This window comes from Gallibacter intestinalis (assembly GCF_014982745.1).
Classification (GTDB): Bacteria; Bacillota; Clostridia; order Peptostreptococcales; family Anaerovoracaceae; genus Gallibacter; species Gallibacter intestinalis.
The window spans coordinates 231,674-247,013 of sequence record NZ_JADCKA010000001.1 but is presented as its reverse complement, the minus strand read 5'-3'; the positions used below and the strand labels follow the sequence as shown (position 1 = coordinate 247,013).

The window sequence follows — 15,340 nt, the reverse complement described above, 5'->3', positions numbered from 1 at the left end:
TCAATTAACTATGATAGTATATCATAGCATTTTGGCATAATCAAGTATGTTATTTCAGGTTGTAGAAGGCATCATTGCCTGCATACTGAGAAGTTCCGTCAAGCATTTCCTCAATTCTCAGAAGCTGGTTGTACTTTGCAATTCTATCAGTTCTAGAAAGAGAACCTGTCTTTATCTGACCTGCGTTAAGACCAACTACAATATCTGCAATTGTAGTATCTTCAGTCTCACCGGATCTGTGGGATACTACTGCTGTATATCCAGCCTTCTTAGCCATTTCGATGGCATCAAAGGTTTCTGTTAAAGTACCTATCTGGTTTACCTTGATAAGGATAGAGTTAGCAATACCCTTTTCAATACCTTCTGCAAGTCTCTTTGTGTTTGTAACAAACAGGTCGTCTCCAACCAGCTGCACTTTGCTGCCCAAAGTATCTGTGAGAAGCTTCCATCCATCCCAGTCGTCTTCTGCAAGACCATCTTCAATGGAGATAATAGGATACTTGTCGCAAAGCATCTGGTAGTATTCAACCATTTCAGCTGCAGTTCTTGTAACGCCTTCGCCTGTCAGCTTATATACATTTTCATCTGCATCGTAAAATTCGCTGGCCGCTGCATCAAGGGCGATTTTAATATCATCGCCAGGCTTATAGCCTGCCTTTTCAACAGCTTCAATGATAACAGAAATAGCTTCTTCGTTGGTTGAAAGATTTGGAGCAAAGCCACCTTCATCACCTACCGCTGTATTCATGCCCTTTTCCTTAAGCACGCTCTTGAGGCTATGGAATACTTCAGCACCCATTCTCAGGCCTTCTCTAAAGGATGGTGCACCTACAGGCATAATCATAAATTCCTGAATATCCACAGTGTTGTCCGCATGGGAACCACCGTTAAGGATGTTCATCATCGGTGTAGGAAGCATCTTGCCGTTAACTCCGCCAAGATATTTAAACAGTGGCAGACCGAGAGCCTTTGCAGAGGCATCTGCTGCCGCCATGGAAACGCCCAGTATAGCGTTTGCACCCAGCTTACCCTTGTTTTCTGTTCCGTCCAGCTCGATGAGGAACATATCAAGGCCAACCTGATCCATCGGATTCATACCGATGATTTCTTCAGCTATGATTGTATTTACATTTTCAACTGCTTTAAGAGTACCCTTTCCCAGATATCTGGACTTATCGCCGTCTCTTAATTCAACTGCTTCGTGTACTCCTGTGGAAGCTCCGGAAGGCACAATGGCTCTTCCAACAGTACCGTCGTTTAACATCATTTCAACTTCCACTGTAGGGTTTCCTCTGGAATCCAGTACTTCCCTTGCAATCACATCTTCGATATAAAACATTTTTTCCTCCTAAAAATCTATGATTGCCATGAAATCCACCGGCTTTAAGCTGGCACCGCCCACCAGGGCTCCGTCTATTTCAGGCATATTCATTATCTCGGTGGCGTTGGCAGGTTTTACGCTTCCGCCGTACTGTATTATAACGCTGTCCGCAGTGTCCTCGTCGTACAGCTTTTCAAGGCCTTCTCTTATAAAGGCACACATCTCCTCAGCCTGCTCAGGTGTGGCGGTTCTGCCGGTTCCTATGGCCCATACAGGTTCATAAGCTATTACAAGCTTAGAAGCATCTTCCTTTGAAATTCCGGAAAGTCCCTCTTCAAGCTGTCTTCCAACAACCTCAAAGGCCTTTCCCGCATCTCTTTCCTCTAAAAGCTCACCAACACACATAATCGGCACTATATCCGTTTCAAAGAGCTTTTTAAGTTTCTTATTTACAGTTTCATCTGTTTCCCCAAAGTACTGTCTTCTTTCGCTGTGACCTACAATACAGTAGTCAACACCGATTTCCTCAAGCATTTTAACGGAAATTTCTCCTGTGAAAGCACCCTCATCTTCAAAGTGAACATTCTGCGCTCCCACTCCTATGTTTGTATCCTTAAAGGCTTCAACCAACAGCTCAAGGTCTGTGAAAGGCGCGCATATTGCCGTTCTCACATCTGTTCCCTGATACAGCTTTACAAATTCCTTTGCAAACTCAGCAGCTTCAGCCTTTGTTTTAAACATCTTCCAGTTGCCTGCTATAAAAGGTATTCTCATGTAATCCTCCTTTTATCCGTCTATTTGTCTTCCAGCACTGCAATTCCAGGAAGCTCCTTACCTTCAAGGAATTCCATGGAAGCACCGCCGCCTGTGGATACATGGGTCATCTTATCTTCAAGACCAAACTGCTTAACTGCAGCTGCACTGTCGCCACCGCCGATTACCGTAACTGCGCTGCTTGCTGCCAGTGCCTTTGCGACTTCCTCAGTACCAACTGCAAAGTTAGGCATTTCGAAGACTCCCATAGGTCCGTTCCAAATTACTGTAGCAGCCTTAGCTACTTCTCCTGCAAAGAGTTTAACTGTTTCAGGTCCTATGTCCATTCCCATCATATCAGCAGGGATGCTGTCAGCACTTACTGTCTTTTTATCTGCATCGTTGGAAAACTCGCTGGCACATACCACATCCACTGGAATAAGCATATTTACGCCTTTGCTTTCAGCGTCCTTCATAAGCTTATCAGCAAGGTCTATGCTCTCTTCATCAAGAATTGATGTACCTATTTCATATCCCTTAGCTTTTAGGAATGTATATGCCATACCTCCGCCGATGAGCAGAGTGTCCACCTTGTTTAAAAGGTTTTCGATAAGCTTGATTTTATCTCCTACCTTTGCACCGCCCATAATGGCAATAAGAGGTCTCTTAGGATCGTCCACCGCACTTCCCAAGTATTCAACTTCCTTTTCAATAAGGAATCCGGAAACTGCCGGCAGATAATCAGCAACCCCTGCTGTAGAGCAGTGAGCTCTGTGGGCAGTACCGAAGGCATCGTTTACAAATACATCTCCCAGAGCAGCCAGCTGCTTTGAGAAGGCTTCTTCGTTTTTGGTTTCTTCCTTTCTGAATCTTGTGTTTTCAAGAAGCATAACCTGGCCTTCAGAAAGTCCTTCTGCTGCCTTTACTACAGCATCATCCACAACCTGAGGAGAAGTTACAAATATAACATCACAGCCCAGCAGCTCGCCCAGTCTCTTTGCAACCGGTGCAAGAGTGTACTGCATATCCGCTTCTCCCTTTGGTCTTCCCATGTGGGACATGATGATGATTTTAGCTCCGCTGTTACGGAGATACTCTATTGTAGGCAGAGCCGCTCTGATACGGGTGTCATCTGTGATTGCTCCGTCCTTCATAGGAACATTAAAATCGCATCTTACCAGCGCTCTCTTACCTTTAAGTTCGATATCCTTTACTGTCTTTTTCATTGTAAAAAAATCCTCTCAACGCAAGCAATGCCGTGCCGGCAAATCCGGTACGGCATAGCATTTTTTTATACTTATTTGTTATCAACCTCGTTCATGTGCTTCATCATATCAAGGCACTTGCAGGAATAACCATATTCATTATCGTAGAAGGCAACCAGCTTAAAGAAATGTTCATTAAGCTCGATACCCTGTCTGGCGTCAAAGATGGATGTACATGGATCACCGATAAAGTCTCCGGATACAACCTCATCGTCCACATATTCCAGTATACCCTTCAGATATGTTTCGGATGCTTCCTTAACCTTAGCACAGATTTCCTCGTAGGAAGTCGGCTTTTCAAGAATCAGGTTAAGGTCAACAAGGGAAACGTCTGCAGTAGGCACTCTGTAAGAAATACCTGTCATCTTGCCCTGCAGCTGAGGAATAACCAGACCAACGGCCTTAGCAGCTCCTGTAGTTGTAGGAATAATGTTGCCAAATACTGATCTTCCTGTTCTCCAGTCTTTCATGGATCTTGCATCAACAACCTTCTGCTTTGCTGTAGCCGCATGAATTGTAGACATGAGACCTTCCTTAATGCCCCAGTTGTCCTGTATTACCTTTGCAAGAGGTGCCAGGCAGTTTGTTGTACATGAAGCGTTAGATACTACCTGATACTTGCTTTCATATTCTTCATGGTTTACACCAACAACGAATGTAGGTGTTTCCTTATCCTTAGCCGGTGCAGAAATAAGAACCTTCTTTGCTCCAGCTTTTATATGATCCATAGCCTTTTCTGTTGTGGTGTAGGCTCCTGTACCTTCCAGAATGTATTCTGCGCCACATTCACTCCAAGGAATGTTAATCGCCTGTTCTTCACTGTATACAGGAATCTTTTTACCATCTATCATAATGCCCTTATCATATCTTTCCACCTTGCCCGGAAATCTTCCGAATGTGGAATCATATTTGAGCATATACACAAGATAGTCGATGTCCGCATTACGCACATTAATACCACAGATATCGATATCGCTGTCTCCGTACGCTGCGCGTATCACAACCCTGCTTATACGCCCGAAACCGCTAATACCAACTTTGACTGCCATGTTGTCCTCCTTAAATCTCTTAAATAAAAAGTAATTTTATAAATTATTTATATCAATACTTCCTGCGTTTTGAGGATGAGCCAATGCCCATTTCCTCACGGTATTTTGCCACCGTACGCCTAGAAATATCCATACCCATTTTACCCAGCTCCAAAGCCAGTTTTTGATCACTTAAAGGCTTTGTGCCATCTTCCTTTTCTATCATTTCCGCAATGTATTTTTTTATGCTCACCGCAGAAACGCCTTCACCGCTACCGTTTTCCACGCCTGCGGAAAAGAAATATCTCATTTTATAGACACCACAAGGGCACTGTATGTATTTATCCCTTATAGCTCTGCTGACAGTGGATTCTGCCATGCCTATGCTTTCGGCAATCTGACCCATAGTCATAGGCTTAAGAAATTTTTCGCCCTTTTTAAAGAACTCCTCCTGGAAGCGTATGATTTCCCATGTTATGTCCATCATGGTCTTTTCACGACGCTCTATTGCCCTTATCAGACGAATTGCCGCTTCAATCCTCTCGGAAAGATATTCCATGACTACTCCGTCCTGAGATTCATCCCTTATCAGCTTTTCATAATATGAGCTGAGGCATAAAGACGGAATAACAGTTCTGTCGTTTTCAACCACTAGATTGCCTTCATCATCTTTTTTGACAATCACATCGGGAAAGATATATGCCCTTTCGCTGTCTGCAGCAAATATACTGCCCGGCTTTGGGTTTATGCTCTTTATCAGCTCAGCCGACTGCTTGACCGCTTCTATTGAGATACCCATATCACGGCTTATCTTTTCAATCCTATTTTCGGCAAGATCTTCCAAGTGATATTCCACAAGCTTATCTGTCATACGGTCAAGGCGTCCCTTTTGCTTCAACTGACGCCTGACGCAATCCTTAAGATCCGTTGCAGCTATACCCGGTGGATCAAACTGCCTTATTACGGAAAGGACTTCTGCTACGGATTGTCTATCCTCGTTCATCGCCTTTGCCATCTCGCATTCCGTCATGGTTAAATATCCCCACGGATCAATGGAATCGATGATGAACTCTCCGATTGATATTTTATGTTCGCATTCAAAGGAAAGCCGAAGCTGACTTTTAAGAAAATCATACATGCTTTCCTCAAAGGCCGCCTGGCGCTCAGCAATATGGTCCTTGACATCATCCGCTTTAATCGGCTTTAGCTCCCTTGCAGGTTCGGCAATCTCAAGAGCCGGATTTGTTAGGAGTTCTTCCTTTATGTAATCTCCTAGCTCCGCTCCACCTGCCTGTAATATATTAAGAGCCTGGATACGTTCAGGACTCATCACCATTTTTTGCTGTTGTTTGGTACCAATCGCGTATCCCAGTTTCATCTTTCACCTCAAATGTCTATCAAAATTATTATACAATAAACTTCCCTGTTATTTCAAGCCAGGAAAGCCCATTTGACGCAGTGCTTCAAAGAGTATAATGTTGCCGCAGTTAGCCAGATTAAGCGACCTCATTCTAGTCTCTTTGCTCATCGGTATCCTAACCGTCATTTCCTGATTTGCAGCTATAAAATCCTTCGGAAGTCCCGCCGTTTCTCTGCCAAACAGGAACATATCCCCGTCTTTGTATTCCGGCTGAGTATAAAGCCTGCTGCCCTTGGTAGTTACCAGAAATTTTCTGCTGCCAGCATATTTTTTAAGGAAAGCTTCAAGGCTATCATGAACTTCCAAATCCACATACTGCCAGTAGTCCAATCCCGCTCTCTTTACGGTTTTATCGTCTATGTTAAATCCCAGCGGTCTAACAAGATGCAGCTTTGCTCCGGTTGCCGCGCAGGTTCTTGCTATATTACCTGTGTTTCCCGGAATTTCCGGTTCCACAAAAACTATATGAAACATCTAATATTCTCCTTTCCGCGCACCTTCTATAATAATAAAAAATTAGCTTAATATAAAGACAAAACCGCGTTTTTGATATATAATTTCATAGATGAACCACCAAGGAGGTAAATATGATGAAAACGATTAAAGTCGGAATGCTCGGTTTCGGTAATGTAGGAACTGGAACATATCAGACTCTTGAAATGAACAGGGAACTCATAGAAAAGCATGTCGGTGCATCGGTGGAAATTTCAAAAATCCTCGTAAACGATGTAACAAAGCCTCGTCAGGTTGTAACCCCAGACGGTGTTTTGACGGACAATGTAGCAGACATCATTGATAACCCTGAAATAGATATTGTGGCAGAAGTACTTGGAGGCATTGAGCCTGCATCCGAATACATGCTTAAAGCGCTTAACAACGGCAAGCATGTTGTAACGGCAAATAAGGCAGCAGTTGCAGCAAACTACGATAAGCTTTTTAAGGCCGCAGCAGATAACGATGTAAGCCTGAGACCGGAAGCCTGTGTTGCCGGCGGTATACCTATTCTCAACGCCATCACCACAGTACTGGGAGCCAACAAATTTGACGAAATCCTGGGTATTTTAAACGGAACCACAAACTATATCCTAACCCAAATGACAGATAACGGTCTTGATTATGCCGATGTTTTAAAGGATGCTCAGGCAAAGGGCTTTGCAGAAGCAGATCCTACCGCCGATGTGGAAGGCATAGATGCGGCAAACAAGCTATCTATTATGATGGCTCTTGCCTTCGGTCACTATGTACATCCTGATGATATTCCTACAGAGGGCATCAGCAAAATCACCAAGGCCGATATTGACAAGGCAACCGCAGATGGTTGCAAAATCAAGCTGATCGCTTCTGCAAAAAATGAAGACGGCAAGCTCAGTTATTCAGTTAAACCAGTTGCTCTGCCGACAGATCATCCCCTTGCTTCGGTTTCCAATGAGTTTAATGCCGTATTCGTAAAAGGTAACGCAGTTGGTGAGCTGATGTTCTACGGTAAGGGTGCAGGTCCACTGCCTACAGGAAGTGCAGTTATGGGTGACATACTTATGGCTGCAAAGGAAATTGCAGAAAGCAAATAATTTATAACAAGATTTCAATTTAGGAGGAAATATATAAATGGGTTTATACAAAGAATGGACCAACCTATTAAATGGTCAGACAAAGGACACTTTTGAAGATTTCTGGAAGGAATACAGCGAAGGCGAAACTGCCATCTACAAGGACATCCTGGCAAACAAGATGAACAATGTAACTGGCAAGGTTAGCGACCTGGCTGCAAAATATGGTGTAAGAGAAGTTATCTTCATGGGCTTTTTAGACGGCATCCAGACTAGCATCAACGAGCCAACAGACCTTGACAGCGTAACTTCCGATACAGAAATCAGTCTTGACATCGACTTTGAAAAGCTGTTCTTTAACATGCTCAAAGCGGAAGCAGATTACCTTTTCACACTGGAAGAATGGGACGGCATTTTCAGCGAAGAAAAGAGACAGGAAATCGCAACTGAATACAGACGTTCTAGAACAGTTGTTAAAGGTAAGAAGATTGGTAGAAACGACCCTTGCCCATGCGGCAGCGGCAAGAAATATAAGCATTGCTGCGGTAAGAATGCGTAAGTATTTATTAACATTTGACATCAACCATTAAAGTGTTATAATATTTTTAAGCAGATAAATATGCTAACAAAACATAGATATTACGACATAGGAAAAATCCCACGGAGTGGTAGTCCGTGGGATTTTTATTATGCTGTGCTGTTATATTATAGCTTCCGATCCAGCCATTTGTAGATGAGATGACAAATCACACCCACTATGATCGAATTTAACATAGATATTATAACCGACATAGAATTCACCTCCTCTCCGTTGCCAGAGATTTGGTATAACAGCAATAAAAGTATATCACGCCTTTGAGTTATTTCCAATAATTTCCATTTAATGTTTCATCAAAATAAAAATACCCGCAGATTTTTCCACGGGTATATTTTCTAATCATATATTGTATGTTTGATTAGTTTGTCATATATAGGTTAGTTTAGTTTTTCTTTCTGTTTACTACAAGTGTTCCACCAATACCAAGAGCTGCGAGCATCATGATTACATATCCGAGTACCATTGTATCATCGCCGGTCTTAGGGGAATCGCTGTCAGCCACTTTGTCAGCATCAGTTTTATCACCTGTTGTCTGACTCTGATCACCTGTTGCAGGTTTATCTGTTGATGGGTTGTCCTGAGGATTATCAGGATTTACAGGTTCTGTAGGTTCAGTTGGTTCTGTTACAGTAACTGTTTCTCCTTGAGCTAATTCTGTATCGTTAACAACAATGTTATTTCCACTATCATTTGAAACTTCAATACCAGCTGGAACTTTCAGTTCTAATCCTTCGGATGCTTTTACCATAGTAACAACAGTACCTTCACTAGCATTTGTTAATGCATTGTTGATATTAGAAAGTCCTACAACAGTAGATACATTTCCATTAGTTTCAACTTTAGCAACTTCTGTAGCAGTTATATTAACATTAGTATTAATATTTTTAAAAGTACCGCCTCTTATATCAATATTTGGATTTTCAGTTGAATTAGTTGTAGCCTCTATCGTACCAAATTTTCCGTTTCCATTAATTGTTAATTTGTGAGTATCTGCATTAGGGCTATCATATACAATCTTACCCTTGACAGAGCCTGAATAATCCTCAGCAAAAGTTACTTTTGCACTTGGATAAGATGCAAACTTACAAATATCAAAAGCTATTATATCATCACTTGAAGATATCACACTTGTATTTCCTTTAAATACAATATCTCCATTATTAAAGCTTAATGCGTAATTTTCACCGCCAGCCTGATTAGCACTATAGAATGTCATATTTTCCAATGTAAGATTTGCATAGTTCTGAATAATACGTTTAATATTATTTGCATTAGGCGCTATTTTAATAACACCATCACGGAATGTAATATTTGAGTCCTTTAGTAATTGAAATCCATTTGTTTCCGTACCTGTAGAACCTGCTCCGGGCCCTATTAAAGTGTATGTATGTCCATCAAAATCAATTGTAAAATTTGATCCGGATGGTACTGCCATGCCTGTTGCATTATCAATATCAGCTAAAACTGTAATAGTTTCGCCATCTTTTACATTCTTAACAGCTTCATTTAATGTTTTGTATCCTACATTACCTATCTGTGCTACATCTCCTTCAGCAGCAAATGTTGTCACAAAACAACACGACAAGATTACTGCTACTGCAGAGAAAATAGCTACTGACTTTTTTAAAATGCTTTTCGTCATCCTATTTATTCCTCTCCTTCTATCTAACTTATATATAACTATATCTCAATATTACCCCCCCCCTATTCAGTTTGTCAATATGTTAAAATCTCAACTGTTTATCTAAAATATTAAATTAACTTCCCGTTTTTGTACTATAGAGAATTTACTTTGAGAATCCTTTAGGGGATTCTTTTTATGTTAGAATTATTTCACTTTGATACGGGTATGATTAGAAAGGACATACACCATGAATAATTCTAAAAATATGAGTTTTAATAAAAAGCATAAACACCTTACTTACAAGGATCGTTCCATAATCCAAGAGTTTCTCACTTATGGACACTCTTTTACCACCATTGGCAAAAGAATCCACAAAGACAGAACTACCATTGCTAAAGAAGTTAAGCATCATCGTTTTGTTCGATATTGCTCTGGCAGAAGGACTGTCGTATGCAATAAGCTTTCTAAAGCTCCTTATGTATGTAACGGTTGCAATCTTCTTGTAACCTGCAAGCAGCCCAAATATCTTTACGATGCCGCTGTTGCTGATCATGAATACCGCTCTACTCTTTCTTCAACACGCTCTCGCTTAAGACTTACTAAAAGTCAGATTGCTGATATCAATGAGGTTATATCTCCTCTCATGATACACAAGCATCATAGCGTTAATCATGTCTATGTTTCTCACCCTGAACTTCTTCCTTTCAGCAAATCAACTTTCTATCGCTATGTTGATTTAGGTCTTTTTAATGTTAAGAATATTGACCTCCCTAGAAAGGTTAGATTCAAGATTAAAAAAGAATATGATTATTCTCGTAAAAAGATTGATACCAGATATCGTCTTGGTCGCCAGTATCATGACTTTCAGGACTATATCGAATGGGATCCTCAAGCCTCTGTTGTTGAAATGGATACTGTTATTGGTACTCCTGGTGGAAAAGGGGGCAAGTGCTTTCTTACTCTTCTTTTCCGCAACTTTAATTTTATGCTTATATATCTTCTTCCCTACAGACGAAGTCAGTATGTTACCGAAGTATTTAATGAACTAAAAAAATCTCTCGGTGATTTTGAATTTTCAAGATTATTTGAAGTTATTCTTACTGACAACGGTTCAGAGTTCTCTGATCCCGAAAGTATTGAATTTTCCTCAATAAATGGAGAAAGGTTGTCTTATGTCTTCTTCTGCGATCCAAACGCATCTTGGCAAAAGGGCTCTATTGAAAAGAACCATGAGTATATTAGATATGTTCTGCCCAAAGGTACATCTTTTGCTGGTTTATCACAACAAGATTGTTATCTTCTTGCTTCGCATATCAACTCTGTGCCAAGGAAGTCATTAAACAACCATTCACCTTATGAAGCCGCTATTGGCTTCATTGGTGAGAACAATATCCATAAGTTTAATATCACCCAAATCCCTTATGACGATATTGATCTCACTATTAGATTACTAAGAAGATAAGTTACACTCAATTAACACTATCACCCGTATCAAGTAACAGATTTTTATTAAGCGATTAGGCGGGCATTTACTTGTATTCTTTTTAATTTTTTCAAAATTCCCGTCCTGTTAGAGTGCAATTTTTTCTTTTTAGAATGACTTCATTATACATTTATTTCATATTGATTTGTAAAAATGCTTTGAAAAAAACATATTTTTCGGGATTTTAAATATGAAAATCTCTTTGTGTCTTCATAGAGACGTTATTTTAGGATTTAACCATTTTAACTGTTTAGCGTTTTCAACCAAATGTTTCTGTCAGAGCTATTTGCTCAAATAAAAATACCCGCAGATTTCTCCACGGGTATAGTTTCTAATCATATATTGTATGTTTGATTAGTTTGTCATATATAGGTTAGTTTAGTTTTTCTTTCTGTTTACTACAAGTGTTCCACCAATACCAAGAGCTGCGAGCATCATGATTACATATCCGAGTACCATTGTATCATCGCCAGTCTTAGGGCTATCGCTTTCCTTGTCTGCATCGGCCTTGTCGCCAGTTGTCTGTTCCTGGTCTCCTGTAGTTGGTTTGTCTGTTGAAGGTTTGTCCTGAGGGTTTTCAGGATTTACAGGTTCACTTGGATCTGTAGGTTCTGGTTCTTTAACAACCGCAGTTACGCCATCAGCAACTGTAACATTATTTATGGTCATATCTGCACCTGTGCTATTTGTTACTTCCACACCTTCGGGAACGATGTATTCACTTCCTGCAGCCACCTTCTCAAAAACAATCTTATCTCCTTCTGACATATTATTTAAAGTATTCTTTAATGTTCTTTCTCCAATAATATATCTGATAGAGCCGTCTACAGCAGTGTATGTAGCTTTAGTGTCAACAGAAGCATCAAGATATTCTTCATTTACTTTTTCTGAAAAAGAACCTCCAGATATAAATTTTTCTTTATTCTGACTGTATACAATACCTTCAAAATCACCATCCTGAACATCTACTTTTATCTTATCAATTGCGGCTGCATCATTTTTCTGAGCATTTTCTTCAAATAATGCTGCACCCCCAGTAAAAGTACCATTTGCTACGGTAATTTCAAGCGGAAGTTTTGTAGTATGCTGAACAACTGCTAAAGCAACATTACTTGTTGTCGATCCGTTACCATTAGGCTGAACAGTAAACTCACCAGTTCCTCCGGCTACAATGCTATTTTCTATATACAATTTACCAGCTCTTATTTCAATACCGGTATTGCCCTCCGCATTACTTGTAATAGTCGAATTAATTATTCTTGTATCAGCAAATCCTGCCAGATATATACCGTTGCCAGCCTCTGTATTTAATCTAGCACCATCCAAAGTAATCTTTGGTATATTACCTTCTGTAGCTACAAGCGTTCCATTTACATATAACGCGTGTCCTCCAGCACCTGATGTATCTCTTACACTGTTAAGAGTTCCATATACATTGGCAACTATACCATATCCTACATTTGAGCCATTATCTACAATATAATCAATAAACAATCCAGACCAACCTGTAAGTGTAACATCTTTTCCAACTGTTACTGTAGTATAGTTCTCATCATTCGGATTAGCCGAACCTTCTAAGAACACAGGAGCATAGTATGGACTGTTTTCCTTTACTTCGCCTTCTCCTGTAAGTTCAACATTTCCATGAGTGATTTTTATAACTGTGTTTTTCGCACTCAATGTATTACCATTGAGATTAATAATCAGAGTTGATCCGTCACTAATAACTAAATTATCACTAAGTGTAACATCTCCTTCTAAAGTTATAGTATTATTCTCATCTTTTGCTGCTAAGAACTGAGAAGAGGACATTGTACCCGATACACTATTCTCAGCAAATGCCATTGATGGCATAAAAGCCATTATCATAGCAAATGCTAAAAAGATTAGCATTATCCTCTTTGAATAAGATTGACTTTTATTATTCATTTTAACCTCCATATTCTAACTTATATATAACCTATTCTTAATGTTACCCCCTCCCTATCCAGTTTGTCAATATGTTAAAACTTCAACTGTTTAGCGTTTTCAACCAAATGCTTCTGTCAGAGCTATTTGCTCAAATAAAAATACCCGCAGATTTCTCCACGGGTATAGTTTCTAATCATATATTGTATGTTTGATTAGTTTGTCATATATAGGTTAGTTTAGTTTTTCTTTCTGTTTACTGCAAGTGTTCCACCGATACCAAGAGCTGCGAGCATCATGATAACATATCCGAGAACCATTGTGTCATCGCCAGTCTTAGGGCTATCGCTTTCCTTGTCTGCATCGACCTTGTCGCCAGTTGTCTGTTCCTGGTCTCCTGTAGTTGGTTTGTCTGTTGATGGATTTGAAGGATTTGTTGGTTCTGTTGGTTCAGGTTTTTTTACAATAGCAGTAACACCATCAGCAACTGTTACATTATTTATAGTCATATCTGAACCTGTGCTATTTGTTACTTCCACGCCTTCAGGAATTTTAACGTCAGTATCATCGGCAACAGACTGGAATTCTATCTTATCTCCTGCTTTGAGCTCCGCAATGGCGTTTTCCACCGCCTGCTTTCCGATAACTACTGTCGTTTCACCGCCGGAAGTCACTGTCGCCTTCATATCACTCTTCACTATATTTTCCGCAATGTCTGAAGAAAAGCTTCCGCCCTTCACATTCACAGTGTCGCCTGCTTCGGCCCATTCGTCCTCCGTCTTATTTGCATTGTTAAAAGAATACGCCTTGACCACTTCCACATCTGCCGCGGAATTGAAAGTACCGCTTTCTATATTCACAGTTCCCAGGTCTTTATACCCTTCGCGATTGATTATGGATACGGCAGCGCCGTCTGCGATCGCGCCATCGTTATCCGTTTTTTCCTGAGGCTGTCCCGTTACTGTGATCACGGTCTCCCCTGTTACTGTGAGGTTCCCCGCGCAAATCTGCACGCCTGCATGCTTGGCATTGATCGTTGAATCTTCAATGATCACATCGCCATCGGACGGAAAGTAAATGCCGAGGCCGTTTTTTACATTCAGCACGGAATTTTTAAGCATCACCGTATTACCTGTTTCGGTGCCGTTCGTAGCGATGCCGTATGTATCACCGGGCACCGTCAGTTCCACTCCGTCAAGTATGAGGCCTCTGTTATTCATATTGCCTTCGCTGCTTTCGATGCCTCCCGCCGACTTACCTATCAAAACAGCACCGGCAGTATTTTCATCTGTGACAACTATTTTACCGTTTTTCACGGTCAGCGTTACATTCGGGTAATTTACATCAATGGCGGATCCATTGCCTGTATAAGTGTACGTATGTCCGTCTAAATCGAGTACGGAATCCTTAGAGCCGGATGCGATCTTATCGCTTCCTTCATAATCATGCAGAAGAACTATATTTCCGTCTGCCGATCTCCTCGCCGCATTCGAAAGATTTCCGTAAATATAGCTGCTGCCGTCCGCTTCTTTTACTGAAAATCCGCCGTTAGGAACCAGCGCACGCGCGCTATCTGTATCTAGCAGTTTAGCACCTGTTCCAAGTTCTATCCCCAGCGGAGTTTCTCCGTCTATGTCACGGAATACTATATTCCCTTCTATTTTGATGATCTGATTGTATTTACCATTCCCGCTGCCGGTTATGATCTGGTAACTGCTGCTTGCCAAAACAGACTGCCTGGTTGTGCTGCTGTTTTTGATCGTTACAGTGTTATCACGCGCTCCCGAAGATTTCTGTGCCACCTTCAGCGCATAGCCATATTTAATACTTTCCTTATGGGAAGTTACGCTGTATCCGTTTAAATCAATTGTGATGTAACGTGCAGTTAAAGAGATACCAAAGTTATTTGTACTATCCACTGAAGAATCATAATCTTTTAAAAGCTTTAACGTATCCCCATCTTTTATGGCATCGCATGCCGCTTTCACGGTTTCATACTGAGTTGTTCTCCCATCTTTTGTCATGATTTCACATGCATAGCTGTCATCCGCAAACGCAGTCGGCGGTGTCATTGTGAACACCATGATCACGGCCAGGATCAGCCCCAGCCATCCTTTTCTTCTCATAAAAAAACCTCCTTCTTGCTCTCGAAGGAGATCATTCGCTGTATTCCTGTTACCGCAGCTAAAATGCATCGGGTGTCCCTCCGAGAATCCATACTATGATTCGGAGGTTTCGGGGTACGTAATACCCCCTCCCCCGATAGTTATAATTATTATGCCATATAAGAAAGTTCCCGTCAAGAACGCCTAGTAAATTATTTATTTAACGTCCCGAATTTTCACTTTCGGGACGTTACCTCTAAAAGCACCTAGGGGTGTTTTGCTGTATAA

General features: G+C 40.9%; 12 protein-coding genes. 3 read left to right on the top strand and 9 right to left on the bottom strand.

Annotated features, from left to right (window positions below):
• Positions 1–49: 49 nt before the first annotated feature.
• From eno to trmL, 6 genes are all read right to left on the bottom strand, one after another.
• Positions 50–1,339, bottom strand: a complete 1,290-nt coding sequence (gene eno / locus INF20_RS01110; protein WP_226384552.1) for a phosphopyruvate hydratase — start codon at positions 1,337–1,339, stop codon at positions 50–52.
• A gap of 9 nt (positions 1,340–1,348) precedes the next feature.
• Positions 1,349–2,095, bottom strand: a complete 747-nt coding sequence (tpiA, locus tag INF20_RS01105) for a triose-phosphate isomerase (RefSeq protein WP_226384551.1) — start codon at positions 2,093–2,095, stop codon at positions 1,349–1,351.
• A 20-nt stretch (positions 2,096–2,115) separates the two neighbouring features.
• A complete protein-coding gene (locus tag INF20_RS01100; RefSeq protein ID WP_226384550.1) occupies positions 2,116–3,300 on the bottom strand; it encodes a phosphoglycerate kinase in 1,185 nt (394 codons plus the stop codon).
• Positions 3,301–3,371: 71 nt separating this feature from the next.
• Positions 3,372–4,388: a type I glyceraldehyde-3-phosphate dehydrogenase gene (gene gap, locus INF20_RS01095; protein ID WP_226384549.1), complete on the bottom strand. Its 1,017-nt coding sequence runs from the start codon at positions 4,386–4,388 to the stop codon at positions 3,372–3,374.
• Positions 4,389–4,440: 52 nt separating this feature from the next.
• Entirely contained in the window at positions 4,441–5,745 is a 1,305-nt protein-coding gene (gene rpoN / locus INF20_RS01090; protein ID WP_226384548.1) for an RNA polymerase factor sigma-54, read from the bottom strand.
• A gap of 48 nt (positions 5,746–5,793) precedes the next feature.
• Positions 5,794–6,261 carry a tRNA (uridine(34)/cytosine(34)/5-carboxymethylaminomethyluridine(34)-2'-O)-methyltransferase TrmL gene (gene trmL / locus INF20_RS01085; protein ID WP_226384547.1) on the bottom strand — a complete coding sequence of 156 codons (468 nt, stop codon included), beginning with the start codon at positions 6,259–6,261 and terminating at the stop codon, positions 5,794–5,796.
• Positions 6,262–6,374: 113 nt separating this feature from the next.
• Between trmL and INF20_RS01080 the strand changes: the two genes are divergently transcribed.
• Entirely contained in the window at positions 6,375–7,355 is a 981-nt protein-coding gene (locus INF20_RS01080) for a homoserine dehydrogenase (protein WP_226384546.1), read from the top strand.
• Between the two features lie 37 nt (positions 7,356–7,392).
• Complete coding sequence (locus INF20_RS01075; RefSeq protein WP_226384545.1) at positions 7,393–7,893, top strand: SEC-C metal-binding domain-containing protein; 501 nt, start codon at positions 7,393–7,395, stop codon at positions 7,891–7,893.
• 421 nt (positions 7,894–8,314) lie between these two features.
• Here INF20_RS01075 and INF20_RS01070 read toward each other — a convergent pair whose 3' ends face one another.
• Positions 8,315–9,574 carry an LPXTG cell wall anchor domain-containing protein gene (locus INF20_RS01070; RefSeq protein WP_226384544.1) on the bottom strand — a complete coding sequence of 420 codons (1,260 nt, stop codon included), beginning with the start codon at positions 9,572–9,574 and terminating at the stop codon, positions 8,315–8,317.
• Positions 9,575–9,803: 229 nt separating this feature from the next.
• On the opposite strand from INF20_RS01070, the gene INF20_RS01065 reads away from it, so the two are divergent.
• Positions 9,804–11,018, top strand: coding sequence for an IS30 family transposase (locus INF20_RS01065; RefSeq protein WP_226384543.1), 1,215 nt, complete (start codon positions 9,804–9,806; stop codon positions 11,016–11,018).
• Positions 11,019–11,417: 399 nt separating this feature from the next.
• On the opposite strand, the gene INF20_RS01060 is transcribed toward INF20_RS01065, so the two are convergent.
• Together INF20_RS01060 and INF20_RS01055 are read right to left on the bottom strand one after the other, a co-directional pair.
• Complete coding sequence (locus INF20_RS01060) at positions 11,418–12,968, bottom strand: LPXTG cell wall anchor domain-containing protein (protein ID WP_226384542.1); 1,551 nt, start codon at positions 12,966–12,968, stop codon at positions 11,418–11,420.
• A 218-nt stretch (positions 12,969–13,186) separates the two neighbouring features.
• Complete coding sequence (locus tag INF20_RS01055; RefSeq protein WP_226384541.1) at positions 13,187–15,073, bottom strand: LPXTG cell wall anchor domain-containing protein; 1,887 nt, start codon at positions 15,071–15,073, stop codon at positions 13,187–13,189.
• Between the last annotated feature and the right edge of the window lie 267 nt (positions 15,074–15,340).

Coding starts and splice junctions, on each gene's coding strand:
- INF20_RS01080 (WP_226384546.1), top strand. CDS start 6,375: ATGATGAAAACGATTAAAGTCGGAATGCTCGGTTTCGGTAATGTAGGA.
- INF20_RS01055 (WP_226384541.1), bottom strand. CDS start 15,073: ATGAGAAGAAAAGGATGGCTGGGGCTGATCCTGGCCGTGATCATGGTG.
- eno (WP_226384552.1), bottom strand. CDS start 1,339: ATGTTTTATATCGAAGATGTGATTGCAAGGGAAGTACTGGATTCCAGA.
- INF20_RS01065 (WP_226384543.1), top strand. CDS start 9,804: ATGAATAATTCTAAAAATATGAGTTTTAATAAAAAGCATAAACACCTT.
- gap (WP_226384549.1), bottom strand. CDS start 4,388: ATGGCAGTCAAAGTTGGTATTAGCGGTTTCGGGCGTATAAGCAGGGTT.
- rpoN (WP_226384548.1), bottom strand. CDS start 5,745: ATGAAACTGGGATACGCGATTGGTACCAAACAACAGCAAAAAATGGTG.
- tpiA (WP_226384551.1), bottom strand. CDS start 2,095: ATGAGAATACCTTTTATAGCAGGCAACTGGAAGATGTTTAAAACAAAG.
- INF20_RS01070 (WP_226384544.1), bottom strand. CDS start 9,574: ATGACGAAAAGCATTTTAAAAAAGTCAGTAGCTATTTTCTCTGCAGTA.
- INF20_RS01075 (WP_226384545.1), top strand. CDS start 7,393: ATGGGTTTATACAAAGAATGGACCAACCTATTAAATGGTCAGACAAAG.
- INF20_RS01100 (WP_226384550.1), bottom strand. CDS start 3,300: ATGAAAAAGACAGTAAAGGATATCGAACTTAAAGGTAAGAGAGCGCTG.
- INF20_RS01060 (WP_226384542.1), bottom strand. CDS start 12,968: ATGAATAATAAAAGTCAATCTTATTCAAAGAGGATAATGCTAATCTTT.
- trmL (WP_226384547.1), bottom strand. CDS start 6,261: ATGTTTCATATAGTTTTTGTGGAACCGGAAATTCCGGGAAACACAGGT.